A 25,392-nucleotide genomic window follows, 5' to 3' on the forward strand; every position below is an offset into this window, starting at 1 on the left:
TTCTGAGAGGGAATCATGATACTTGACGCCCCGATCGAGTTGAGAAAAATGGATCCTTCCGGAATGCTGAGGCTGGTCAGCGATATGCCTCAGCACATCGAGAAGGCGATGGTCATCAGTTCCTCCGCCCCGGTGGGTGTGTCCGACTCAGGGTTCAGGCACGTGGCGGTGGCCGGCATGGGGGGCTCGGCCATTGCGGGTGACCTGGTGAAAATGCTCATGGAGGAGAGGGCCGGTATTCCGTGCGTTGTGGTGAGGGAGTATGACTCCCCTCTTTTCGTGGGGCAGCGGACGTTGCTCTTCTGTTCGAGTTACTCGGGCAACACGGAGGAGTCGCTCTCGCTGTACGAAGACGCCAGGAAGAGAGGTGCGCGCGTCATTTGTCTCGGGTCCGGCGGTGAGCTCCAGAGGCGCGCCATGGTGGACGGCGTGCCTTTCCTCAAGATGGAAGAGGGATTGCCTCCGAGAGCGGCAATCGGATACTCCTTCTTCATGATGTACGACGTGCTGCGTCGAATGTCCATTCTTCCCGAAGAGCCTGGAGAAGCGAGCGAGGTCGTCTCGCTACTCAGAAGCAAGACACAAACTTATCACGAGGAGACTCCAACCTCTCACAATCCTGCCAAGAAGCTGGCCGCGGAGCTTTTCAACAGGTTCGTGGTCGTCTACGGAAGCAAGCTCACGTCCTGCGTAGCACTAAGGTGGAAATGTCAACTGAACGAGAACAGCAAGACGCCGGCCTACGTCGGCAGCTTTCCGGAACTCGATCACAATGAGATTGTGGGTTGGCGTGGGTTGAAGACGCTCGGTATCCCCACAGAAGCGATCGTTCTGAGAGATTCCTCTGAACACGACAGGGTCGGCAGGCGAATAGACATTACACTCGAGCTGATGAAGGCCGACGGAGTACAAACGAAAGAGGTCTGGAGCGAAGGGCGAAGCCTTCTGGCGAGAATCTTTTCATTGATTTACCTCGGCGATTTCGTTAGCATCTACCTTGCCATGCTCCGTGGTGAAGATCCGACTCCGGTACGAAGAATAGACGAACTCAAGAAGAGATTGTCGGAGGAAACGAACACATGAGGACGAAGGCAATAATCCCAGTGGCCGGCGTGGGAGCTCGATTGAGGCCCCATACGCACACGGTTCCGAAGGCGCTGATGAATGTTGCCGGCAAGCCTATTCTGGCTCACATTCTTGATCAGCTTCCGGAGCTCGGAATCCAGGAAGTGGTCATGGTTGTTGGATACATGGGAGACAGGATAAGGCAGTACGTAGAGGGGAACTACTCTCTAAATGTGACGTACGTGGAACAGGAGGAGAGAAAGGGTCTCGGTCACGCCGTTCATCTCACGGAGACTCACGTGAAGGACTCCCCGGTTCTCATCGTCTTGGGAGACACGATTTTCAAAGCAGACTTCTCCAAGGTCGTTGGTGGGACGACCAATTACATAGGCGTCAAGGAGGTCGCGGATCCGCGAAATTTCGGAGTCGTCGAGGTGACAAACGGCCACATCAAGAGGCTCGTCGAGAAACCGGAAGTCCCGCCCAGCAATCTGGCCATAGTCGGTGTGTACTACGTTGCACAGACCGAGCTGATGTTCGAGTGCATTCGCGAAATCATGCGAAGGAAGATAAGGACCAAGGGCGAATATCAGCTCACGGATGCACTCCAGCTCATGCTTGACCGCGGCTCCGAGATGCAGACCTTTTCCATCCACGGCTGGTACGATTGCGGCAAGACCGAGACACTGCTCATTGCCAATCGCGATCTCTTGGAGCTTGTCCGACATCAGCCGACAATATCTGGCAGCATCATCGTACCTCCCGTGGCAATAGACGAGTCGGCGAAAATCGACAACTGTGTGCTGGGACCGCACGTGTCCGTAGACACAGGTGCGATCGTCAGGAACTCGATTGTGCGCAATTGCATCATCAATGCCCACGCTTGCGTGGAGGACATACTCCTGGACGCTTCTGTGGTGGGTGAGAACGCGGTGGTACGAGGCGCCTTCAAGAAGGTGAACGTCGGAGACTCTTCAGAGGTGCAACTGACCTAGCAAGCGGAGGATCGTTGAATGGAGAAGAATCGTCTCTTTACGTCCGAATCGGTGAGTGAGGGCCATCCTGACAAAGTTGCGGACCAGATCTCGGACGGGATTCTCGATGCGTTGATCGAACTCGACCCGCTGTGCAGGGTGGCCTGTGAAACCCTTGTCACCACGGGTCTGGTGTTTGTGGCAGGCGAGATCAGTACGTCCTGCTACGTCGAGATACCTGAGATAGTTCGCTCGATCGTGAGAGACATAGGGTATACGGATGCCAGCTACGGCTTTGATTACGAAACCTGTGCGGTCATAACTTCGATTGACGATCAATCCGAGGACATAGCCCTGGGTGTCGACAAGCACGGCGCGGGTGACCAGGGTCTCATGTTCGGGTACGCCACGACCGAAACCCCGGAGCTCATGCCGCTGCCGATACTGCTCGCGCATCGTCTCGCCAGGAGACTGGCCCACGTCAGAAAGGCGGGCATACTCCCTTACTTGAGGCCCGACGGAAAAACGCAGGTCACAGTTCGGTACGAAGGAGACAGGCCCGTCGGAGTGGAAACCGTCATAGTCTCCACCCAGCATCATCCCGACGTTGCGCACGCCAAGATTGAGAACGACGTCATCGAGTCCGTGATCAAAGCTGTGATTCCCAAGGAGATGCTCCAGGGCAGAAACGTGAATTATTTCGTAAATCCGACCGGGAGGTTCGTGAAAGGCGGCCCCCTTGCAGACACGGGTCTAACGGGAAGAAAGATAATCGTCGACACGTACGGTGGCGTCGGTAGCCATGGGGGCGGATGCTTCTCGGGGAAGGATCCATCGAAGGTTGACAGATCCGCGTCCTACGCGTGCAGACACGTGGCCAAGAACATCGTGGCCGCCGGTCTTGCGACGAAGTGCGAAATACAGGTGGCCTACGCAATCGGAATCGCGAAGCCCGTCTCGGTTACCATAGACACCTTCGGGACGGGCCAGCTTCCTGATGATGAGATATCGAGGCTCGTAACGAAGCACTTCGATCTCACTCCTCTGGGAATAATCGAAAGGCTCAAGCTCAGACGTCCCATATACAGATCTGTGGCCGTCTACGGTCATTTTGGCCGTGAAGAGCCGAATCTCACCTGGGAATTTCGTGACATGGTTGACGTTCTTAAGAAGGGAGTCTAGGCGTTGATGAGCGCACCAAAGATGCACGACGTGAAGAATCTGGGGCTGAGTGCGGCAGGAAGAGCGAGAATTGAATGGGCAGACAGGAGCATGCCGGTCCTGAGAGCAATAAGGAAAAGGTTTGCTTTGGAGAAGCCCTTGAACGGATTGAGAATATCTGCGTGCCTTCATGTGACGAGCGAGACTGCGAATCTAGTGAGAACGCTGATGGACGGGGGGGCAGAAGTGAGACTTTGTGCCTCAAATCCCCTCAGCACTCAGGACGACGTGGCTGCTTCTCTCGTGTCGGACTTCGGAGCGGCGGTCTTCTCCATAAAGGGTGAGGACAAGAACGTTTACTATGAGCACATAAGTTCCGCCCTCGACATAAAGCCGACGGTGACGATGGACGACGGTGCCGATCTCGTGTCGGAGCTTCATACGCGGAGGAAGGACCTGATTCCCGGAGTGATCGGCGGAACCGAGGAGACCACAACGGGTGTGACGCGGCTTCGGAGCCTCGAGCAGAACAAGGCGCTTGCCTACCCCATAATCGCCGTGAACGACGCCAACACCAAGCACTTCTTCGACAATCGCTACGGCACGGGCCAGAGCACCATAGACGGCATCTTGAGATGCACGAACGTGCTCCTTGCAGGTCTCAACTTTGTCGTGTGCGGTTACGGGTGGTGCGGGAGAGGGGTCGCCATGAGGGCGAAGGGCATGGGAGCCAACGTAATCGTGACGGAAGTGGATACCTTGAAGGCCCTCGAGGCAGTGATGGACGGCTACAGAGTCATGCCGATCGCAGACGCGGCGGTGATCGGAGACGTCTTCGTCACGCTCACGGGCAACATGGCCGTGATACGCAGCGAGCACTTCGAGGTCATGAAAGACGGCGCCATCGTAGCCAACTCGGGTCACTTCAACGTGGAGCTCGACCTCGACTGCCTCGGCAAGATCAGCAAGGGAAAGCGGGGAATGCGCGACTTCGTCGAGGAATACACCCTGACCGACGGCCGAAGGATATACGTACTGGGTGAAGGTCGTCTGATCAATCTCGCCGCAGGTGAGGGGCACCCCGCAACGGTAATGGACATGAGCTTTGCCAACCAGTCGCTTTGCGTCGAGTATCTTGCAAGAAAAGGCGTGAAGCTCGAAAATAGGGTCTACCCGGTTCCGTCGGAGATCGACCAGCTGGTCGCCAGACTCAAGCTTGACGCGATGGGAATCCGCATCGATAGCCTGACGGAAGAGCAGACAAAGTATCTTTCTTCGTGGGAGCTTGGCACCTAAGGGAACGGTCTGGGACGGCAGACCGTACAGGAAGGAGAGCCGTGTCCCGTGGGCAAAAGAAGCTCTGGAACTTATTCTTTCGTGACGGGGGCCTTGCTGCTTGTGGCAGGTGTGATGCTCCTGTCGAGTCTTGTCAGCTACCACGAGGAGGACATCGGTCTCCTTGCTGAGCACGAGGGCAACGTTGCGAACGCCTTCGGGCTGCTCGGCGTCAGGATTGCTCAGGGTTTCCTCTCGGCCTTTGGCCTCATCTTTCCTTGGTTCATAGGCATTTTCCTCCTCGCGTGGTCTTGGAACCGCTTCGCGAGAAATCCCGCCGGCAAACTGTGGCTTCAAACTCTCTTCTCTCTCGGCCTAATCTGGATCCTAACAGTCAGTCTTGCGCTCCTCCCGGGTCTGTCCAGGGTCGGTGATCGGCGTCTGGCCGGACAGTTCGGTCTGGAAATAGCTGATCGAGGCCACTCGCTGCTGGGTTCCTTCGGAGCTCCCGTGGTCTCCTGGTGTGTCCTCGTCATCCTGTTCCTCGTCGGACTCGAGACCGGCCTCTTGCCCGGCCTGAAAGCGTTGAGTTTCTTGCGAAGACTGGGACTCCTGGCCGGCAGCATCGCGAACGCGCTGATCACGAAAGTGGCCGCGTTCGTTGACGAGAGGGCGCGCCGCACGAAAATCAGCCGGTCTGAAGAGCGACCGGTCGAGAGGAAGGCGCGCGGGCCGGTGAGGGCAAGTGAGCCATCGAGAGCAAAGATTCCTGCCGAACCCAGGATCACGCCTCCCTCTTCGGAACCGCGGCTTGCCGCTCAGATGCGAATTCCAGCCGCGGCAGAGTCAAACCAGAGATCAACGTCGCTTTTCCCTGCGACAAGGGAATCCAGGGCGGGAGAGCCTCCAACACGGGAGGCGGAGTTTTCTCTGCCCTCTCTTTCTCTCCTCGACGATCCTTCGGGACCCGAAACCTACATGTCAAAAGAAGAGCTTCTCGAGTCCTCAAAGATGATAGAGGAGAAGCTCGCGAATTTTGATGTGACGGGAAGAGTGACGGAAGTGCACCCGGGACCGGTCATCACAAGGTTCGATTTTGAGCCGGGGCCGAGCATTACCGTTAATCAAATCGCAAGCCGCGCGGAAGACCTCGCTCTCGGGCTCAAGGTGTCGCGAATAAGGTTGCTTACTCCGGTTCCCGGCAAGGCGGCAGTCGGAATCGAGGTCCCCAACAGGGTACCCTCCATTGTGTACATAAAGGAGCTTCTGTCCTCGGACGCCTTCCGCAAACAGGAAGGCCGGCTTGTCCTGGCACTCGGCAAGGATGCTCTGGGCGGATGTTTCTACACCGAGCTGTCCAGGATGCCCCATCTCCTGATTGCGGGTGCCACCGGTTCCGGGAAGAGCGTCTGCATCAGCAGCATCATCTTGAGTCTTCTTTACAGACTCTCGCCCAAGGAACTGAATCTTCTGATGATTGATCCCAAGAAGCTCGAGCTGACGGCCTACAACGGCACTCCGCACCTTGTGATGCCGGTGATCAGCGACGCCAGAGAAGCCAGCAGGAGCCTGAGATGGGTGGTGAAGGAGATGGAGCGTAGATACCACGTTCTCGCGGCAAAGGCCGTCAGAAACATTGACAGCTTCAACGAGCGTGTTCGCGAGGAGGGCGCAGAGGAACTGCCGTATCTTGTGGTCATAATAGACGAGCTTGCCGACCTCATGTGCATGCTGCCCACCGAGATCGAGGAGCCCATCTCCAGGCTTGCCCAGATGGCTCGCGCGGTCGGGATTCATCTGATACTTGCCACGCAGAGGCCGAGCGTGGACGTTATAACCGGGGTGATCAAGGCAAACTTCCCGACCCGACTGGCATTTCAGGTTGCCTCCAAGGTGGATTCGAGAACGATACTGGACATGAACGGAGCAGAGGCATTGCTCGGCAGCGGAGACATGCTCTTCTTGCCTGCAGGTCGGGCCGAGCCTGAGAGACTTCACGGGTCGTACGTGTCCGAGAAGGACATAGAGAGGGTGGTTTCCCATCTGAAGAACTACTCTTGGATGGCAAGGCCATTCGTTGACCTGACAGAGTCTATTGCGGCCGACGGAGGTGAGGCCGGTGCCGAGGACGAACTGCTGGAAGACGCAGCCAGAGTGGTCATAACTCATCGCCATGGATCCGTGTCCTTACTCCAGAGACGGCTCAAGGTAGGCTACTCGAGAGCGGCAAGGCTCATGGACAGGCTTGAAGAAATCGGAGTTGTCGGGCCCGCAGACGGTAGTAAGCCGCGCGACGTTCTCGTCAATGACTCCTTCCTGGATCAAGGAGGACTCTTTGAGAAAGAGTCTCAGAGCCCGCGGCCGTCTTGACGGAGGGCGATCGGTGGCTCTCATTTCACTCGGCTGTCCGAAGAACCTCGTGGATTCTGAGGTGATGCTTGCCCGGCTGGCCGAATGCGGCTTCAGCACAAAGAGCGACATGGGTGAAGCTGACGTGGTTGTGATCAACACTTGTTCTTTTCTGAACTCTGCCAGAGACGAAGCAGAGCAGTGGATAAGGGACGCGGTGCGCCTCAAGAGGCAGGGCAGCCTCAAGGGTGTTGTTGTTGCCGGCTGTCTGCCGGCGTTGGAGAGAGACCGTCTCTTTGAGGGCTTTGACGAGATCGACGCGATTTTGGGACCGCGTGACAGACTCAAGATAGCGGAGGCGTGCGATGTGGCGCTCGAAGCGAACGGCCGCAAGGCAAGCTTCCTCGACGACTCCGACTCTCTTGTTCGCCGTCTCCATCCCAGGGCGATTTCCACGGGGAGACACACTGCGTATCTCAAGATCGCCGAAGGCTGCAATAACAAGTGTTCCTACTGCCTCATCCCCCGCATAAGAGGAAACATGGTGAGTCGCAGCATGCAGAGTCTGGTCGACGAAGCATCGCGTCTTGCGCAATCCGGGGTACGCGAGCTGTCGCTCATAGCGCAAGACACGACCAATTATGGAGTGGATCTCTACGGGCGACCGAGACTGGCGTCGCTCCTGAAAGGCCTGTCCCGCGTCGAAGGTGTCGACTGGTTGAGGCTTCTCTACACTCACCCGGCGCACTGGTCCGACGAGATCGTGGAAGCATTCGCTGAGAATCCGAAACTCTGCAGGTATGTTGACATACCCGTCCAGCATTTCTCGGAGAAAGTGCTGAGGCTCATGCGAAGGCGCACGTCGCAGAGGGCACTCGTCAGAGTTCTCGAGAAAATGAGAATGGCAGTGCCCGGCATCTCCCTTAGGACCACCGTGATGGTCGGTTTTCCGGGAGAGGGAGAGAAGGAGTTTGCGGAGCTCCTGGGTTTTCTCAGAGATTTTCGATTCGACCATCTGGGAGCTTTCGCATATTCCAGAGAGCAGACTACTGGGGCGGCGCGCCTGCCGAATCAAGTGCCGGAGGACGTGAAAGAAGAACGCCTTCACAGAGTCATGGAGGCGCAGCAAGAGATCTCCAGGTCTAGAAACGAGGCGATGGTCGGCAGGGAAGTCACCGTTCTTGTGGACAGCGTGGGTCCGACACGGACCAGAGGCGTTGCCAGAACGGAAGGGCAGGCCTTCGAAGTGGACGGCGTAGTTCGCACGAGCGGAGCGAATCTCCAGAGCGGTCAGTTCTTGAAGGTTCTGATAGTGGGGTTCAACGAATATGATCTTTTCGGGAGGCGCTTTTCTGAAGATGTGTTGACGAATCAAGCGGTGGGAAAGACGACTATTACCAAGAGAAGGAGAGTCGAGTGAAAAGAAGGCGTCTATTGCTATGGTTCATCGTTGTGACTCTGTCGGTTCTGGCCCTTTGTCCTGTTGCTGCCTCAGGCCGGGACGTGCTCGGAAAGGGTCTGATGACGAACGTGGCCCTCATGGAGAAAACCACTTCGGCTGCGGTGGACTCGCTCGTTCAACTGTTGCCTTTTCCTCTGCGCGGGCCCGTACTTCTCGGGCCGGCACTCCCTCATGATGCAGGTTGGATGGTAGAGAACTTCCTCGGGGGAAGACTGAGAGAAAAGGGCGTCAAGGTAGTAGTCTCGGCGGTTCCTCCTGCCCCGGCCGTTCCCGACACGTCAGAGGCTGACACCACCGTCGTTAGCGATAGCTCGAGGGTCGGCGCAGCGCCAAAGAGTGAACAGGGGATGTTGACCTTGGAGTACAGGGTTACCGAACTGGGCATGGAATACCCGAGGGCCTGGAGACCTCACTACTTCGGTCAGAAGATAGTGGAGCGTGTTGCGGTTGTTTCTCTGTATGGCAGACTGATCGACCAAGACTCCGGCACGCTGGTTTGGGCCGGTGAAGGCCGCGCCACCCAACGTGACGTCGTCCCGGCATCCAGGCTGGCATTGCTGGAAGGCAAGGGCCCGGATTGGCAGAAGGGCACCCTGCCGGCCGGAAAGCTAGGCGGCATTGTTGAGCCCTTCGTCGTTGCTGCCATCGTAGTCGGTTTGGTCTATCTGTTCTACTCCAACAAGGAATAATTTTGTCGTCGAAAGCGGCGTGCCGTAGAGAGGACTTTACGCTGGACCCGCGAAAGGTACGCGTGAGACGGGCGCGGGTGAAGAAGGAAACAAGAAGGAAATGATGCACAAGAGATTGTTTGCCTGCCTATTTTCGTTTGGTTTTGCTGCAAGCTTTGTTCTTTCTTGCGCGACGACCGACGGCGCGCGGCCCACGGTCGCGGTCACACAATTCGAGAAGGCCAAGGCAAGGTACGAGGCGCACAGGTACGCGGAGGCGGCTGAGCAATTCAAGATCCTGCTGGCTCAATTTCCTGGTAGCAAGTACGTCGAACCTGCCACGTTCTTTCTGGGGAAGTCCTATTTCGGAAGCAAAGAGTATCCGCTCGCCCAGGTGGAGTTCGAGCGAGTCACGAGAGACTATCCCAGGGGAAGCTATGCCGAGGAGGCCACTTTCATGTTGGGCGTGTGCGCTTACAAGGAGCGTCGGCCTGCCCCTTACGACCAAACCTCAACTGACAAGGCCATAGCACTTCTTGAGGCCTACATCGCTTTCTACCCGGAGGGAGCCTTTGTGACTCAGGCACAGCAGGAGATCCGCGAATGCCAGTCAATCTTGGCGCAGAAGCTCTACCTGAACGGCCGACTCTATCTGAAACTGGGGGACTCTGTTGCGGCGCGAAGCTGCTTTGACGAAGTGCTGGCCAAGTACGCCGATTCTTCGTGGACGCAGTGGGCGTCTCTCGGAATCGCCCAATCGTATGAACGCGAGCGAAACTGGGAAAAGGCGGTGGAGGGGTACGAGAACGTAGTGAACGGAGACAAGAATCCGGAAACCTCCAATGTCGCCAAGGATAGGTTGAAGAAAATCAGAGGCAAAGCAAAGCGGGCCGGCTGAGAGCGTTGATTACGTTCGCGCTCATTCTTTCCTGCCTGAATTGTCGCGATGGAGAATGACACGGTGAAGATCGGTCTCTTCGGAGGCACGTTCGATCCAATCCACGTGGGGCATCTCATGATCGCTGAAGAGGCGCGTGAGAGGCTGGGGCTTGATAGAGTCATTTTCGTTCCCTCCGGAATCTCTCCCCACAAGAATCGTCTCAAGATATCGAGCCCGGAGTCACGTCTTGAGATGACCAGGCTCGGAATCGATGGAAACGAGCATTTCGAGTTCTCCGACTTTGAGGTGAAACGCCAAAGCACATCTTTTACGATAGAAACTGTTTCTTGTTTCAAGAACGCCCTGGGAAACGAAGCGGAGATCTTTCTCGTCGTTGGAGCAGACAGCATCCTCGAGATTTCCATGTGGAAAGAGCCTCAAAGGCTTGTTTCAGCGTGCCGGCCTGTCGTTCTGAACCGTCCTGGCTTTGACCTGAGGAAACTTGAACCATGGCTGCGTGACCGCGCCCTGATACTGGATGGGATGCTTGTAGGCATTTCATCCACGGACATACGTGAGCGGGTCGCCACCGGGCGTTCGATCAGGTATCTTGTTCCTCCCTCCGTCGCCGCTTACGTCTTCGATCACAGACTGTACACGGGCGCCAGCAAAGCTTGACGAGCTTGGCGCGGAGTTGCGTCCATGAAATCGCGCGTCTACCTTGTTGACGGTTCCGCTTTGGCCTACAGGTCCTATTTCGCCTTCGTGGGAAGGCCTCTCACGAATTCGAAGGGCGAAAACACTAGCGCCGTCTACGGCGTAGCGAACATGTTGCTCAAGCTTCTGAGGGAAGAAAGGCCGGACTACATCGGCGTGGTCCTCGACTCTCGGGTTCCAACCTTCAGACACAAGCGATTTCCGGAATACAAGGCCAATCGCGAAAAGATGCCGGAGGAGATGCGGAGCCAATTCCCTCGCATCCTCGAACTCATCAGCGCAATGGGACTGAAGACAATCGAGGCCCCGGGTTTCGAAGCAGACGACGTGATGGGCACGTTGGCGAAGCGCCTGACGAAAGAGGGAGTGGAAGTGGTTCTGGTCTCGGGAGACAAGGACTTTTGTCAACTGGTCGGAGACGACGTGAGGGTGCTCAACCCGGGCAGGGCCGGAGAGAATCCGGTTTGGGTTGACAGAAGGCAGGTCGAAGAGCGTTTCGGAGTCGGGCCGGAGAAGGTAGTCGACGTGCTTGCGCTTGCGGGCGATTCGTCCGACAACATTCCCGGCGTTCCGGGCATAGGGCCGAAGACCGCCTCCAAGTTGGTGTCCAAGTACGGCGGTCTCGAAGAGATCCTGGGGAAGCTTCCCATCGATGGAGAGGAACGGCTCTCCGAGAAACTGTCACAATTCTCCGAACAGGCAAGGCTCTCACGCGAGCTCGCCAGCATTTGCCTTGAGGCTCCCGTTTCAATTGAGCTCGGTGACCTGCGACCCGGCGAACCGAGGAACGAGAGGCTCAAGTCGCTTCTCGAAGATCTTGAGTTCAAGAAACTCGTGTCTACTATCTTCGAGCCGTCGGAGTTGCGGTACGAATGGACCGTGGTTGAGACCGAGGACGAGTTCGAAGAGTTTCGCAGGAAGGCCCGCTCGTGGAAGAAAGTCGGATTGGCCGTGCTTGCGGGGCGCCATCGTTTCTCGCTTCCCGTGGGGTTTGCCGTGGCAGCCTCGGCGAAGGAGTGTTTTTACCTGCCGCTCCGTCGTGGAGGCCGCGACCAGGGAGACCTCGATCTCGGAGCCCGCGACCCGGCTTCTGCGGCTCAGGTCTCGGAAGCGCTGGCAGTGTTCGTGTCGGATGGAGGCGTACTCAAGTGCACGCACGACCTCAAGACGCTGCTCCATTCACTCTCGATTCTGGGCACAAGACTGGAGGGCCCGGTCTTTGACGCCATGTTGGTCGCGTATCTGATTGACCCGTCTCCGGCGAACACTATTTCCTCGATCACCAGGAGATTCGTGGGAGTCGAGTGGGACAGCATGGATTCCTTCCTGGGGAGTTCCCGGGGAAAGGTGTCACTCGAGGACGTGCCTCTCGAGAAATTGGCTCAATACGGCTGTGGATGCGCCTTCATCGCGCTACGACTGCAGGAGACCATGTTGCCTCGCCTTGCGGGAATGGGGCTCGTCAGGCTCTATGAACACGTGGAACTGCCCCTCGCAGTCGTCCTGTTCGAGATGGAGAAACTGGGCGTGGCGGTGGACGTTGATTTCCTGAGGGAAATGTCGGACAGACTCGCCCAGGACATAGAACGGATCGAAAGAGATATTTTCCGATTCGCCGGGTGTCATTTCAATCTGAATTCCCCGGTGCAGCTGTCGAAGGTTCTGTTCGACGACATGGGGCTTCCGTCTGTGAAAAAAACGAGAGAGAAACGGCTGCACTCGACGGACGAAGAGGTCTTGGAGGAGCTGGCTGTTCATCACGACGTGGCGCGGGAGATCCTCAAGTACCGTCAGCTCACGAAGCTCAAAGGTACGTACGTGGACGTTTTCCCCAAGATGATTGATCCTTCGACCGGTCGCCTCCACGCGAACTTCAATCAGGCCGTCACCGCTACCGGTAGGCTCTCGATGAGTGAGCCTAATCTGCAGAACATACCGGTGAGGAGCGAGCAGGGCAGAGAAATCAGGAAGGCGTTCACTGCCGGTGAAAAGGGTTGGATCCTATTGTCGGCGGACTATTCCCAGGTCGAGTTGAGGCTCATGGCGCACTTTTCCGGCGACGAGAAGCTAATAGAAACGTTCAAGCAGAACGAAGATGTCCATTCGAACACCGCCTCTCTGCTGTTCGGTGTTTCTCCCGACGCGGTGCCTCCGGAACTGAGGGCCCGGGCCAAGGTAGTCAATTTCGGAATAATCTACGGAATGAGCCCGTACGGTCTCTCGAAGGAGCTGGGCATCACAACTGCCGAGGCCAAAGAGTTCATGGCCGGTTACTACAGGCTTTATCCGGGTGTGGCGGAGTACGTCCGCCGGACGATCGAGGAGGCAAGACGCAATGGGTGTGCCACCACGTTGCTGGGCAGACGGAGGCCGCTCGAGACTCTGAAGAGTGAGAACTCGCGCGTGAGGGCCGAGGCCGAGAGGATGGCAATCAATACGCCAATTCAGGGCTCCGCCGCGGACATGATAAAGCTGGCAATGATAGCGATTTCGAAGGAGCTCGGAGTACTCGGACTGAGAGCGCGGCTCATTCTTCAAATCCACGACGAGCTGCTGTTTGAGCTGCCCAGAGAAGAAGGGACGAAGCTGAGCGAGCTTGTGCGGCACGAGATGGAACATGCCCTGGAGCTGAGGGTGCCCGTGAGGGTGGAGATCTGCGAGGGTGAGAACTGGTTCGAAACACACTGACGTCGGCGTCCTTACCGTCGCCGTGACTGGCGGCATTGCGTCCGGCAAGACCTCTGTTTGCCGCTTCTTCGAGCGTCGCGGCGCCAAGATAATCGACGCCGATGCGATAGGTCGCCGAATAGTCGAGGAAGAAGGCAGTGTTCTTTCCGAACTGGTCGGGGTGTTTGGCGATGGCATATTGGGCCGCGACCGCAAGCTCGACAGGAGCGCGCTGGCGAGGCTCGCCTTCTGTGATAAGGCGAGCCTCGAGAAGCTCAACAAAGTAGTGCATCCGCTCCTCATCAAAGAAATTCGCGCGCAGATAGCGGGAGTTGTTCGGAAGGGATTCAAGGGCATGATCGTCGTGGACGCTGCGCTGATCTTCGAATGGAATCTGGTTGTTATTTTCGACGCCGTTGTGGTAGTTTCTTGTAGCGAGAGCGTCCAGCAGGCGAGGATGCGAGAGAGAGATTCGCTCGGAGCTGACGAGGCGCTTTCCAGGATACGCTGCCAAATTCCCCAGGCGGAGAAAGTGGCCGGAGCCGACTTTCGCATTGAGAATGAGGCCGGACTTCGAGAACTCGAAGAGAAGGCGGCCGGGGTCTGGGAAGAACTGCAAGAGCTGCTGAAATCCAAAGAAGGAGGATGAGTCTAGATGTGGGAAGAAACCAAGGTCAGAATTGCATCGTGTGAAAAATCCCTCGAAGAATTGAGTGATTGTCTTTGACGTCGCATCGAAGCGGAACAGTATTCTGCGAATCGACCAGGAGATGTCCAAGCCCGGCTTTTGGGACAGGGAGAGCTCCAAGCAAGTAGTTCAAGAGCTGGCCACAGCGAAGAGGGCGGTGGAGGAGTGGAATTCTCTCAACGAAAAAATCAAGGAGATCAAGGTCCTTCTTGAGCTGGCAGAGGAAGAGCAGGACGATGCCGTGCTACAAGATGTGATTTCGGACTGCAACCAGCTTGAGAGAGTGCTGGGTGAATTCAGGCTCAAGAGTCTTCTGGCCGGCGAACACGACAGAGGCGGAGCAATAGTGAGCATTCACCCTGGAGCCGGAGGGACGGAGTCGCAGGACTGGGCCCAGATGCTGATGCGCATGTACCTGAGATGGATCGAGTCCAGGGGGTTCGGTTATTCGGTTCTCGATCATCAGGCCGGTGAAGAGGCCGGCATAAAGGACGTGACGATTCAGGTCGACGGAGAGTACGCGTACGGATACATGAGGGGCGAGAGCGGCGTCCACAGGCTTGTCAGAATATCGCCCTTCGACGCCGCCCAGCGGAGGCACACGTCCTTCGCTTCTGTTTTCGTGTTTCCTCAGGTGGACGAGACGATCGAGATTGACATAAAGGACGGTGACCTTCGGGTCGACACCTTCCGCGCGAGCGGAGCAGGCGGACAGCACGTCAACAAGACCGACTCCGCGGTGCGCATCACGCATATTCCGACCGGAATCGTCGTTCAATGTCAGAGTGAAAGGTCGCAGCACCGGAACCGTGACAACGCCATGAAGATCTTGAGGGCGAGGCTCTACGTCTATTACCAGGAAGAGAAGAGAAAGAAACTTGACAAGCTCCACGACGGCAAGAAGGAGATCGCGTGGGGCAGCCAGATAAGGTCCTACGTGTTTCAACCGTACACTCTCGTCAAGGATCACAGGACTGGCCATGAAACATCGGACGTCGGCAAGGTTCTGGACGGTGACATAGATCCTTTCATAAACGCTTTTCTCGGATCAAAGGAGAAGTGTTAGGATTTTGTCCCTCGGTGCATTCAGGAGCAGAGCCCGTCGCTGCGAGCCGGGAGGATGATCCTGGAGTACCGGTCGGGAAGAGGTATCGAGAGGAGAAACGGCCCCATGGCGATCAATCCGCACATCTTCCGCGAATACGACATTCGCGGTCTGGCAGAGGAAGAACTCACCGATGAAGTCGCGTTTGCCGTGGGCAGAGCTTTCGGGACTTTCGTTGGTGGTTCAGGCAGGGTTACGGTCGGCAGGGACGTGAGGTTGAGCTCCTTCAGGTTGAACTCGAGTTTTTCCAGGGGATTGGTCGCCAGCGGTTGCGACGTGGTGGAGCTCGGCGCCGTGCCCACGCCGTTGGTCTACTTCTCGCTGTTCAACCTCGGCTCGCGAGCGTCCGCCGTGGTGACCGGCAGTCACAATCCCGTACAATACAACGGATTCAAGCTCGCGCTGGGAGATCTCTCCCTCTACGGACCCGAGATACAGGACGTCAGAAAAATCATAGAATCTTCTCGCTATTCCTCTGGGAAGGGGAGCTCGAGTTCCAGCGTGATAGTCTCCGCGTACATCGAGGAGATTTCCCGGAAGATCAACGTCGGAAGAAAGCTCCGTGTCGCCATGGACGCAGGAAATGGAACGGCAGGACCCGTTGCTCTGGAGCTTTTCGAGAAGCTCGGAGTCGAAGTGGTTCCTCTCTTCTGTGAACCCGACGGGAGATTTCCCAATCATCTTCCCGACCCGACGATTCCGGAGAACGTGGAGGATCTCAGAAAGCTCGTGCTGGCGCAAGGCCTTGATCTGGGAATCGCCTACGACGGAGATGGCGACAGGATAGGGGCGATTGACAGCGAGGGTAGAATCATCTGGGGAGACCAGCTCGTCGCGATTTTCGCCGGCGAGATTCTCAAGAAGACCCCCGGGGGAACCATAATCTTCGACGTGAAGTGTTCTCAGGGACTCGAAGAACACATAAGGGTGCTGGGAGGAAGGCCTCTCATGTGGAAGACGGGACATTCTCTGATAAAGCGAAAGCTCAAAGAAACGAAGGGGCTCTTGGCCGGGGAGATGTCGGGGCACATGTTTTTTGCGGACGACTACTACGGCTACGACGACGCCATTTTCGCCTCCGCAAGGCTGGTGGCTCTGGTTTCGAATTCGGAGAAGTCTCTCTCTCGTCTGGTGGATGAGCTTCCGCAGTACGTGTCGACCCCCGAGATGCGGCTTGAATGTCCCGACGAGCTCAAGTTTCAGTTGGTGGACGCGGTGAGGGAGTTTTTCAAGAAGAGTCATAGTGTCATCGAAATAGACGGTGCGCGGATCCTGTTTGGAGATGGCTGGGGTCTCGTTCGGGCGTCGAACACACAGCCGGCTCTCGTGGCAAGATTTGAGGCGAAGTCTGAGAAAAGGCTTGAGGAAATCAAGTCCGAGGTGCTTGCCGAGGTGGCGCATCTCAAGTCGGAAATGGCACGCACGCGCTCGGGCGACTGAATAGCGGAACTGAGACGGACGCGTGCACGCGGGAAGGAGGAGATGACATTGGAGGGCCAAAGAAAAAAGGCTCGGCCGCGCAAGGTTGCCGGCGAAAAGAGGGTGGGTACCGGGGCGAAGAAGAGGACCAAGGGAGCTTCGAAGCGAACTCGTATGAGCGCGAGTGCGAGTGGGGTAGGCAAGCGCAAGGCGGCAGGCAGGGACGCCGCGAGAGGTAGCGCCAAGAAGGGCGTCAGGAAGGCCGGCTCTTTCCGCGGTTCCAAGAAACCTTCCGCAGAAACCTCGCTATCGGCGCCTTCGGTCGAAAGAGTGAGAGAAGAAGCCAGGGCGCTCGAGGAACGTGGTCCTGGTAAGGTTGAATCCGAGCTCCAATACACACTGCCGGATTCGTACGGGAGAGATCGCGTCGTGGCAATGTCGAGAGACCCTTACTGGATTCACGCTTACTGGGAAATCACGGAGGAGACTCTCTCCCGTGCCTTGGAGAGCCTGGGTTCCGCCCAACTGAATGTTCGGAGGGTACTCAGAGTGTACGTCAAGGAGGGGGAAGGTGCAGGCGCAGAGCGAGTTCTTTTTGACGTTTTTCTGACCCCCGGGGCTCGAAACTGGTACATAAACGTAGGAGGTCCCGGGAGAACGTATCGCGTGGACGTGGGTCTTCTCACAGCCAGGGGCAAGTTTGTTTGCCTGGCGAGCTCCAATATCGTGAGGACGCCGAGCGACAGAATGTCCGACGTTCTGGATGAGAAGTGGATGAGCCTCCCGTCAGAATATGAAGAAATGTATGCGCTGTCGGGTGGTCTTACTCGCGGCGTGAGTTCCCCTGAACTTCACGAAAGATTGGCGCGCGAACTCGAAGTGAAGCTTGCGTCGCCGCTTTTCAGCCCGGGCATACGTGAAGTCCGCGGGGAAAAGGGTCTGGCCAAGTCGTTCTGGTTCATTGTGGACACAGATTTGGTTGTCTACGGGGCGACCGTTCCGGGCTCTACACTCAAGATCAACGGTGGAGACTGGCGGCTCAGGGAAGACGGGACGTTCTCCTTCAGATGTCATCTTCCGGATGGCCCCAAGGAAATAAGCGTTTCGGCCCGCTCGTCCGACGGCGCCGGGAACGAGCAAGTGAAACTCAAGGTGAGCAGAGGCACCCGTCAGACGAGCAGCTGAGGAGTTCCGGTATCGAGCCGCTCGTTCGTCGGAGATTTCTGCTGGATCGAGACGTCGATTGAGGCACGTTGCGCCTTGTTTGACGAGATGGTGGAAAAATGAGTGCAGATCACAAAGGCTATCTCTGTCTCGTACTTCACGCACACCTTCCGTACGTTAGGCATCCCGAGTACGAGCTTTTCTTGGAAGAGGATTGGCTCTACGAGAGTATTACGGAAACGTACATTCCTCTTCTGATGGTTCTGGAAAGGCTGACTGCCGAAGGTGTTCCTTACAGAGTGACGATTTCACTTAGTCCGAGTCTGGTAGGCATGCTGCGGGACCCGCTCCTCCAGGATCGTTATGTTCGACACATCGAGCGATTGATCGACCTTGCCCACAGAGAGGTGGAACGAACCCAAGGAGATTCGGACTTCAATAGGCTTGCTCGGATGTATCTCGATAGCTTCACGAGCGCCAGGAACTACTTCTTGGATAGATGCCGGAAAGATCTCACTCAAGGTTTTCGAGACCTCCAGGAACACGGTGGAGTTGAGCTCATACCTTGTGCGGCCACGCACGGATATCTTCCGCTCATGACAATGGTGCCCGAGGCCGTACGGGCTCAGATTAGTGTCGCCGCGAGCCACCACGAACGGTGCTTCGGCCGCAGGCCTCGAGGCATGTGGCTGCCGGAGTGCGGGTACGAACCGGGTATCGACCGCTTCCTCAAGGAAGCAGGACTGAGATTCTTCTTTACCGACGCCCACGGGATTCTGCACGCTTCTCCGAGACCCAAGCACGGGGTCTTTGCTCCGATTTTCTGTCCTTCCGGGACCGCCGCCTTCGGAAGAGACCTCGAATCGTCAAAACAAGTCTGGAGCTCCGTTGAAGGCTATCCGGGAGACTACTGGTACAGAGAATTCTACCGGGACATCGGCTACGACATGGACTACGAATACATCAGGCCTTACATTTGTGCCGACGGGAAGAGAAAGAACACGGGAATCAAGTATTATCGCGTGACCGGGCGCACTCCGCGCAAAGAGATATACGATCCTGACGCGGCGCTCGAGAAGGCCGCGATGCACGCGGCAAACTTCATGTTCAACAGGGAAAAGCAGGTGGAGTACCTCTACGACAAGATGGACGGACGTCGCCCCATCATAGTGGCGCCGTACGACGCCGAGCTTTTCGGACACTGGTGGTACGAGGGACCTCGGTGGATAGAGTTCCTGATCAGAAAGATGGCCTACGACCAGAAGACTCTGAAACTTGTGACGCCCAGCGAATATCTGGACGAAAACCCTCAGAACCAGATTGCCACTCCCTCTCTTTCGAGTTGGGGTTGGAAGGGTTACAGCGAGGTATGGCTTGAGGGCAGTAACGACTGGATCTATCCCCACCTTCACATGGCGGCGCAGCGGATGGTCGAACTGGCCACGACTTTCAAGGAGCCCACGCCTTTGGAAGGGCGCGCCCTGGCGCAGGCTGCCCGCGAACTACTCTTGGCTCAGAGCAGTGACTGGGCGTTCATAATGACGTCAGGCACGATGGTTCCCTACGCCGTGAGAAGAACAAAGGAACACGTGGGCAGGTTCACAGAACTGTACGACGGCCTGAGGTCTCATTGCATCGACGTGAGAAAACTCGAGGAAATGGAATGGAAAGATAACATCTTTCCTGAGATCGACTATCGCGTGTACGCCCCCAGGTAAAGAGCGTCTTCCGGCGCGAGAAGTCTCTCACGCGGCGCGAGAAGTCTCTTTCCAGCGTGCTTGAGCTTTTTGGCCTTGACAACTCCCAGAGTCCTCTTTACTCTTCTTGGGCAGCGTAGCTGCCGGGGGTCGGCCTGTACAACGAGAGGTTTGCTCAAATGAAAAAACTTTGTCTTCGCTTTGCGCTAGGAGCTATTGCGCTGGTTCTTGTTCTCGGCATTGGTTGTAGTGAGAAGAGCACGTGGTCGGTTCCTGGCGTTGTTCTCGAGTCGGTTTTTACGACCGAGCCGCCTCGGATTGACGGAAAAGCGCTTGACAGAGAGTGGTTCTCGGCTCCCGAGCTCATGGTTGCCGTGGGAGACAACAACGGAAACGGTGGCGGCAGCTTCTACGTCAGGATTAAGTCCGTGTACACCGCTTATGATACGGTCTACTTCTTGCTTCAGTGGGCCGACGCAGAGGAAAGCGCGTATCCCGATCGCTTGATTTACTGCGGAGAACCCTGGAGAGAGAGGTCTTGCGCATCCGATCTCGGCCTGGTGCAGTCCAGTAGCTGGACGAGACGCCCGTGGGAGATCGAGAATGAAGACAGGGCCGCCTTCATGTTTGAGATTACTCCCGCCAGCGATGCGTCGGGGACGTTTGCCTCTCGGGGGTGCAGCGTGGCGTGTCACGGAAACATGCATCCGACCGCAGGCAAGCTCGACGTGTGGTACTGGATGGCCGTTAGGACGAACCAGGTGAGTCGTTGCGACGATATGCGCGCTGATTCTGCCGGACTCGCGGGAGACACCGGTGACGGGACTTGGAGAATCAATTGGAGAGATCCGACCTTCGTGCCAAAGTACTTAGCGCAGGGCGATAACGGAGGTCTGAGCCCCGCCAAGTGCATCTACGATCCCGGCATCTTTGGCAGGGGATTCAACCAGTGTGACACGATCAATCCTTATTCAGGCCTTGCCTGGGGCGACACGCTGAATCCTGAGGGGTTCGACTACGTGCCTGCCTACGTCGTGAAATGGCCTACCGGAAGCAGAGGGGACATCGTTGCCAAGGGTTTCTGGGATGATGGCCGCTGGACGGTCGAGATTAAGAGAGCCATGCGCCCGGCAGGTCACGAAAGTGAAGACGTTTTCTTCTACCCTGCCAGAACGTACAACTTTGCGGTAGCAATCATGAACGGATCGCGGGAGATTCACAGCGGCTCAGATCCTCTCGTCTTGAAGTTCAGGCAGTAGTTCTTTTCGGATCGAAGGGTTCTGAGCCTCGGAGCGTGTAGTTCCGAGGCTCTTTTTTCCTTGACACTGCCGGTTATCGCCACTAGAATTCACTGACGTTTTTCAGTTCGCAAATGGCCCTGTGTTGCCGTTTTTTTGTTTTCTTACTGAAGGATTCCCTGATTACTGGAGACGGGTTCGTCGCGGGGTTGAAACGGGAAAGGAGACTTTGCTATGGGCAGAGAAAGAAGCGCACTGCTTCTTTTGCTGGTAGTCTCACTCGTGCTGCTTGCTATTCCCACGTCTTCTTCCGCTTACCTGGAAACTATATGGCTTCGCGGTACCGGTGTTGAGCTCATTCAAGGGTCCGGAACAATCCGTCTTGCCGGCATGGGGAACCTGACAGTAGCGATTGAAGACGAAAACAATCAAGTTGACCTCTACGATTTCACGGGTAACGTCGCCGCCCTCGCTCTGGACAAGAACACGAGCAATGTGGATTCCTGGGCCAGCTACGGCAAGTGGGCTGATGAGAAGGACGATTTCCGATGGCAGGACATCGACATTGTGCAGAGTGGGGCACTCGTCGTACTGAGAGGCAAGGGCGACTATGCGGGGGGAGTGACCATCTCAACTCGCAGACTCGATCTCAATAGAGTTGACGACCGGAATCTGAGGGAACTGCTGAAAGTAAGCTTTCCGAAGAGTGAGACTGCAAGGCCCGAAACCTCTCTGGTCGATACGGAGATAACGAGTGACCTTGTGGAGGGATACTACACTCACAAGGTTTTCGGCCGTGCTTTCCTCGGGGTGCACGGATGGGGGATGTTCGATGCTGAAAAAAAACCCGTGCGACTTCATTATGACCTGACCGACGATGTGGACGATTTTGGTGGAGGCCTGGGCCTTGTAGTCCTGCCGACCAAGTGGATGCAAATCGGCGGAACCGTGGACTTGAATTCTCAACTTGTTGAAGCCACAAGCGTGGACGCTTTTCATCAGGATACGTACACTCAGAAACGTGGCATACTTACTGTTTCATCGCACGCCTTGCTAGAATTCATGGGCAAGCTGCGCGGCGTGATGAACTACAAACATTCTTCCTTTGATAGCGACGAGACGTTGGACCTGCACTGGTCTGAGCTCTACGTGTTGAATCCGCAGTTGGAAACGGACGTCCGCATGAAGCTCAAGGTTGCTTCCGAGTCGCACGTGTCCGATTTTTTCGCCACTCGTTGGATCGTCTCGGGGCTTGGATTACCGCTCACGGTGAGCGGCTATTTTGATATGTTGAACGAGGAGTTCTGGCTTCACAACGAGCCGAATGTGATCCTTTGGGTGGACGAGTATGACGAGGCCCTGAACGAATGGAATCTCAGGGGTGGGGCGTCATACAAGATTGGAGAGAAAGGGCAGGCGGGAATGGAGGTACGTCTCAATAGAGGAAAGTTGGAGAACCGACTCCCCATTGAGGAAGGATACCGGAATTTCCGCACCCTGGATGTCAGAGGTGGCGGTGAGTATCGCCTCCTGAGATGGCTCGCTCTCAGGGCCGGATATTCCCGAGCTAAAGAAGAGAGAAGCATAGGAGTGCCCGAATACGATTTCAATTCGAACACGCTCTCTGTGGGTGCTGGGTGCTTCCTGAGAAAAGATAGCCTGAGTCTCGACGCCGCTTTCGTCAACAAGGTGACCAGGCCGGAACAGGACATCGGTGACGGGAGAGAGACCAGGGATCAAAGCTTTACACTGTACGGTCGGTTCCTCTTCTAGGGGAGATGAGAAGGAATGAAAGATCTCGCCCTTCTCGCCATGGACGTCGCCAAGGCTGGTGGAGCCAGCTACGGTGACATCCGAATGATCGAGACGAAAGTGGAGAACGTCTCCACAAAGAACGGCAAAGTCGGCTCTTACGAAGCCATAGAGGACATCGGGTTCGGAGTGCGCGTCATTGCGTCTGGTTCGTGGGGCTTCGCCAGCAGCGACGACCTTTCGAGAGAATCTGTCCAGGCGACCGCCAGGCGGGCCATAGAGACTGCCCTTGCCAGCTCAAAGCTCAAGGAACAGGAGACTGTGCTGATTCCCGAGGGCGCGCACGTGGGCAGGTGGAGTACGCCCTGCAAGATCGATCCTTTCAATGTGCCTCTCGACCAAAAACTGTCATTCTTATTTCAGGTGGACGAGGGCTTGAGGCGGGTCAAGGGGCTCACGATTGCGGAGTGTTCCCTCGGTTTCTTGCGCGAGAAGCAGATCTACGCCAGCACGGAAGGCTCTTACATAGAGCAAGAGCTTCTTCATTCCGGTGGCGGGATGGTGGCTTTTGCGGTGGGGCAGGGAGACGTCCAGCGTCGCTCTTTCCCTTCAAGTGAGGGCCATTACGCTTCGGGTGGATACGAGATTGTGGAGGGACTGAACCTTCTCGAGAACTGTGAACGTGTTGGTCGGGAGGCGGTCGCTCTTCTTTCCGCCGACGAGTGTCCTTCCGGAAAGAAAGACATCATTCTCGACGGTGCGCAATTGTGCCTCCAGATTCATGAGTCCGTGGGGCACCCCTCTGAACTTGATAGAGTGCTGGGCACGGAGGCCAATTACGCCGGTACCAGCTATCTCAGTCTTGATAAGCACAAGAAGCTCCAGCTTGGCTCTGAGCACGTGACCATCGTTGCCGATTCCACGCTGCCTGGTGGGCTTGCCACCGCAGGCTTTGACGACGAGGGCGTTGCGGCGCAGAAGTGGGAGCTTGTTTCGAAGGGTCGTTTTGTGGGCTACCTCACTTCCCGGGAGTTTGCGGCCGTATGCGGTGACGATAGGAGCAGAGGCTGCATGAGAGCTGACGGTTGGAACAGGATTCCACTCGTCAGAATGACGAACATCGGCCTTGCTCCCGGTAACTGGGACCTTGAGGATTTGATCGCGGACACCAAAGACGGCATCTTCATGCTCACCAACAAGAGCTGGAGCATCGACCAGATGCGCTACAACTTCCAGTTCTCCACCGAGATTGCCTGGGAGATCAAAAACGGGAAGCGGGGACGCATGCTGAAGAATCCCAATTACCAGGGGATAAGCACGGAGTTTTGGTCTTCCTGCGACGCGGTGTGCAAGCAATCGCAATGGATTCCTTGGGGAATCGTCAATTGTGGCAAGGGGCAGCCAGGCCAGATAGCGCGGATGACGCACGGTGCTGCGCCTGCAAGATTCAGAAACGTGAATGTTGGAGTCACCAAGTAGTGGATGGAGCCAAGGCGGAGGCCATACTCAAGAAAGCCCTCGGGTTTTCCCGTGCGGACGAGTCTGAAGTCTTCATTGGCGGGGGCAGCTATTCTCTCACTCGATTTGCCAACAGCATTATCCACCAGAACGTAAATGAGACGCGTTACCAGCTATCGGTGAGGAGCGTGTTCGGCAAGAAGACAGGGCGCGCAGTCACGAACAGGTTCAGTGACGATGACCTCGCCTCCATTGTGAAGAAGTCCGAAGCCGTGGCACGGGTTCAACCTGACATACCCGAACTTCTTCCCGTACCAGGACCGCAATCGTACCAGCGTGTAGAGGCCTTCGACGCAGAAACGGCGTCCTTCTCGCCCGACGCGCGGGCAGAGGCCGTGAAGAAAGCGGTGGAGATCTGCAAGAAAAGCGGGTTTCAGGCCGCCGGCTATTTTTCCACGGCCTGCGGTTCCATAGGTAGCTACGGCGAGATTTCTCCTCTCGCCATCGCCAACTCCAACGGGCTGTTCGCGCATCACTGCGGGACAGAGGCCTCCTTCAGCATTACCGCCATGGCGGATGATAGTTCCGGCTGGGCACAGGCGACCTCGTGGAAGGTGTCAGACATAGACGCGGTGGAGCTTGCGTCCGTCGCCGTTGAGAAGGCAAAGCGCAGCAGGAATCCAAGGGCAATCGAGCCGGGCAAGTACACAGTTATTCTTGAACCCGCGGCCGTCGCAGAGCTTCTTGGATACATGGCCTGGGTGGGTTTCGGGGCACTCCAGGTGCAAGAACACAGAAGCTTCATGTCGGACAAGATTGGACAGCCTCTTTTCGGACCGAACGTCACGATCTACGACGACGTATACAACGACCTGTTGAGGGGGCGTCCTTTCGATTACGAGGGCGTGCCCGTGCGGAAGGTCGCCATAGCTGAGAACGGCGTCATAAAGGGGCCCATCTATGACCGGATGACCGCCGCCAAGGAGAATAGGCAGAGCACGGGACACGGTTTGCCTGTACCCAATACGCTGGGCCCGCAATCTGCTTCCGTAGTTATGGACGCCGCGAAGCCTGTGACTCTTGCAGAGCTACAGAGCGCAGCAGATAACTGCATACTTGTCACACGGTTCTGGTACGTGAACGTGGTGGACCCCATGAAGGTGATCCTGACCGGTATGACCAGGGATGGCACCTTTCTCATTGAGAAGGGAAAGATTGCGAGCGGCATCCGGAATTTTAGATTCAACCAGAACGTGATAGAATTGCTCAACAACATCAAGGCCATGTCGGCTCCGATTCGGTCTGGAATGTGTGTGGTGCCGGGCCTCTTGGTGACTGAGTTTAATTTCTCAAGCGGGACGGAGTTCTGAGACGAAGAGAATTTGCTACCTTCGTCATCTCTGGTGTGGTTATCTAGTAACCACCAAAGCCGCTTGATGTGCAATGTGCTTGCGTTTCAAGCCGGGATTGTGGTGACACCGGTTTCAGACGGGAGTAGGCTCGCGAGGAGGGACGCAAGGGCCGTTTTTTTGCAGCCCAGTAACTGGTTGCAACGACTAGTATTAGAGAGTACGAAGAGGTAAGAGGATAAGCTCCGGCGTGGCACAGTTTGTGCTCAAGACCTCTGCGAGAGAGTCTTTTCGCACTTTGTCA

The 25,392-nt window shown here is 56.5% G+C and carries 19 protein-coding genes; all 19 read left to right on the top strand.

The features are described 5' to 3' along the window. Positions 1–15 precede the first annotated feature (15 nt). The 19 genes from NTX17_04075 to NTX17_04165 all read left to right on the top strand — a co-directional run bounded on the left by NTX17_04075 (position 16) and on the right by NTX17_04165 (position 25,109). On the top strand, positions 16–1,083 hold the full coding sequence (locus tag NTX17_04075; GenBank protein ID MCX5800544.1) for a bifunctional phosphoglucose/phosphomannose isomerase: 1,068 nt from the start codon (positions 16–18) through the stop codon (positions 1,081–1,083). After that, the gene (locus NTX17_04080) at positions 1,080–2,060 is read left to right on the top strand and encodes a sugar phosphate nucleotidyltransferase (GenBank protein ID MCX5800545.1); all 981 of its coding nucleotides are present in this window, start codon (positions 1,080–1,082) and stop codon (positions 2,058–2,060) included. Before NTX17_04075 ends, NTX17_04080 begins: the two co-directional genes overlap by 4 nt. Before the next feature lie 18 nt (positions 2,061–2,078). After that, entirely contained in the window at positions 2,079–3,221 is a 1,143-nt protein-coding gene (gene metK, locus NTX17_04085; GenBank protein MCX5800546.1) for a methionine adenosyltransferase, read from the top strand. A gap of 6 nt (positions 3,222–3,227) precedes the next feature. Then, the gene (gene ahcY, locus NTX17_04090) at positions 3,228–4,496 is read left to right on the top strand and encodes an adenosylhomocysteinase (GenBank protein ID MCX5800547.1); all 1,269 of its coding nucleotides are present in this window, start codon (positions 3,228–3,230) and stop codon (positions 4,494–4,496) included. 48 nt (positions 4,497–4,544) lie between these two features. Continuing rightward, positions 4,545–6,845: a DNA translocase FtsK gene (locus tag NTX17_04095; protein ID MCX5800548.1), complete on the top strand. Its 2,301-nt coding sequence runs from the start codon at positions 4,545–4,547 to the stop codon at positions 6,843–6,845. A 13-nt stretch (positions 6,846–6,858) separates the two neighbouring features. Beyond that, a complete protein-coding gene (gene rimO / locus NTX17_04100) occupies positions 6,859–8,244 on the top strand; it encodes a 30S ribosomal protein S12 methylthiotransferase RimO (protein MCX5800549.1) in 1,386 nt (461 codons plus the stop codon). Continuing rightward, a complete protein-coding gene (locus NTX17_04105) occupies positions 8,241–8,975 on the top strand; it encodes a hypothetical protein (GenBank protein ID MCX5800550.1) in 735 nt (244 codons plus the stop codon). Before rimO ends, NTX17_04105 begins: the two co-directional genes overlap by 4 nt. A 103-nt stretch (positions 8,976–9,078) precedes the next feature. Beyond that, entirely contained in the window at positions 9,079–9,852 is a 774-nt protein-coding gene (gene bamD, locus NTX17_04110; GenBank protein MCX5800551.1) for an outer membrane protein assembly factor BamD, read from the top strand. A gap of 63 nt (positions 9,853–9,915) precedes the next feature. Continuing rightward, a complete protein-coding gene (nadD, locus tag NTX17_04115; GenBank protein ID MCX5800552.1) occupies positions 9,916–10,512 on the top strand; it encodes a nicotinate-nucleotide adenylyltransferase in 597 nt (198 codons plus the stop codon). A 24-nt stretch (positions 10,513–10,536) separates the two neighbouring features. After that, entirely contained in the window at positions 10,537–13,239 is a 2,703-nt protein-coding gene (gene polA, locus NTX17_04120) for a DNA polymerase I (GenBank protein ID MCX5800553.1), read from the top strand. Next, positions 13,214–13,867, top strand: a complete 654-nt coding sequence (gene coaE / locus NTX17_04125) for a dephospho-CoA kinase (protein MCX5800554.1) — start codon at positions 13,214–13,216, stop codon at positions 13,865–13,867. Before polA ends, coaE begins: the two co-directional genes overlap by 26 nt. Positions 13,868–13,873: 6 nt before the next feature. Then, a protein-coding gene (gene prfB, locus NTX17_04130; GenBank protein MCX5800555.1) for a peptide chain release factor 2 occupies positions 13,874–14,972 on the top strand; the annotation gives its coding sequence in 2 pieces (ribosomal slippage) (positions 13,874–13,942 and positions 13,944–14,972; 1,098 coding nt in all). A 105-nt stretch (positions 14,973–15,077) separates the two neighbouring features. Next, complete coding sequence (locus NTX17_04135) at positions 15,078–16,451, top strand: phosphomannomutase/phosphoglucomutase (protein MCX5800556.1); 1,374 nt, start codon at positions 15,078–15,080, stop codon at positions 16,449–16,451. 48 nt (positions 16,452–16,499) lie between these two features. Continuing rightward, positions 16,500–17,615 carry a DUF4912 domain-containing protein gene (locus tag NTX17_04140; protein ID MCX5800557.1) on the top strand — a complete coding sequence of 372 codons (1,116 nt, stop codon included), beginning with the start codon at positions 16,500–16,502 and terminating at the stop codon, positions 17,613–17,615. A gap of 98 nt (positions 17,616–17,713) precedes the next feature. Then, positions 17,714–19,312 (top strand): DUF1957 domain-containing protein, encoded by a 1,599-nt coding sequence (locus tag NTX17_04145; GenBank protein ID MCX5800558.1) that lies wholly within the window; start codon positions 17,714–17,716, stop codon positions 19,310–19,312. 158 nt (positions 19,313–19,470) lie between these two features. Further along, positions 19,471–20,550, top strand: a complete 1,080-nt coding sequence (locus NTX17_04150) for an ethylbenzene dehydrogenase-related protein (protein ID MCX5800559.1) — start codon at positions 19,471–19,473, stop codon at positions 20,548–20,550. A 213-nt stretch (positions 20,551–20,763) separates the two neighbouring features. Then, a complete protein-coding gene (locus tag NTX17_04155) occupies positions 20,764–22,302 on the top strand; it encodes a hypothetical protein (GenBank protein ID MCX5800560.1) in 1,539 nt (512 codons plus the stop codon). Between the two features lie 15 nt (positions 22,303–22,317). Continuing rightward, positions 22,318–23,760 carry a TldD/PmbA family protein gene (locus NTX17_04160; GenBank protein MCX5800561.1) on the top strand — a complete coding sequence of 481 codons (1,443 nt, stop codon included), beginning with the start codon at positions 22,318–22,320 and terminating at the stop codon, positions 23,758–23,760. Continuing rightward, positions 23,760–25,109, top strand: coding sequence for a TldD/PmbA family protein (locus NTX17_04165; protein MCX5800562.1), 1,350 nt, complete (start codon positions 23,760–23,762; stop codon positions 25,107–25,109). The genes NTX17_04160 and NTX17_04165 overlap by 1 nt, the downstream gene beginning before the upstream one ends. The last annotated feature ends 283 nt before the right edge of the window (positions 25,110–25,392 follow it).

This window comes from Candidatus Eisenbacteria bacterium, assembly GCA_026388185.1.
Classification (GTDB): domain Bacteria; phylum Eisenbacteria; class RBG-16-71-46; order JAFGJU01; family JAFGJU01; genus JAPLKG01.

Excerpts from the sequence above, each read along its gene's own strand:
- NTX17_04075 (MCX5800544.1), top strand. The coding sequence starts at position 16 with ATGATACTTGACGCCCCGATCGAGTTGAGAAAAATGGATCCTTCCGGA.
- NTX17_04080 (MCX5800545.1), top strand. The coding sequence starts at position 1,080 with ATGAGGACGAAGGCAATAATCCCAGTGGCCGGCGTGGGAGCTCGATTG.
- metK (MCX5800546.1), top strand. The coding sequence starts at position 2,079 with ATGGAGAAGAATCGTCTCTTTACGTCCGAATCGGTGAGTGAGGGCCAT.
- ahcY (MCX5800547.1), top strand. The coding sequence starts at position 3,228 with ATGAGCGCACCAAAGATGCACGACGTGAAGAATCTGGGGCTGAGTGCG.
- bamD (MCX5800551.1), top strand. The coding sequence starts at position 9,079 with ATGCACAAGAGATTGTTTGCCTGCCTATTTTCGTTTGGTTTTGCTGCA.
- polA (MCX5800553.1), top strand. The coding sequence starts at position 10,537 with ATGAAATCGCGCGTCTACCTTGTTGACGGTTCCGCTTTGGCCTACAGG.
- NTX17_04135 (MCX5800556.1), top strand. The coding sequence starts at position 15,078 with ATGGCGATCAATCCGCACATCTTCCGCGAATACGACATTCGCGGTCTG.
- NTX17_04145 (MCX5800558.1), top strand. The coding sequence starts at position 17,714 with ATGAGTGCAGATCACAAAGGCTATCTCTGTCTCGTACTTCACGCACAC.
- NTX17_04150 (MCX5800559.1), top strand. The coding sequence starts at position 19,471 with ATGAAAAAACTTTGTCTTCGCTTTGCGCTAGGAGCTATTGCGCTGGTT.
- NTX17_04155 (MCX5800560.1), top strand. The coding sequence starts at position 20,764 with ATGGGCAGAGAAAGAAGCGCACTGCTTCTTTTGCTGGTAGTCTCACTC.
- NTX17_04160 (MCX5800561.1), top strand. The coding sequence starts at position 22,318 with ATGAAAGATCTCGCCCTTCTCGCCATGGACGTCGCCAAGGCTGGTGGA.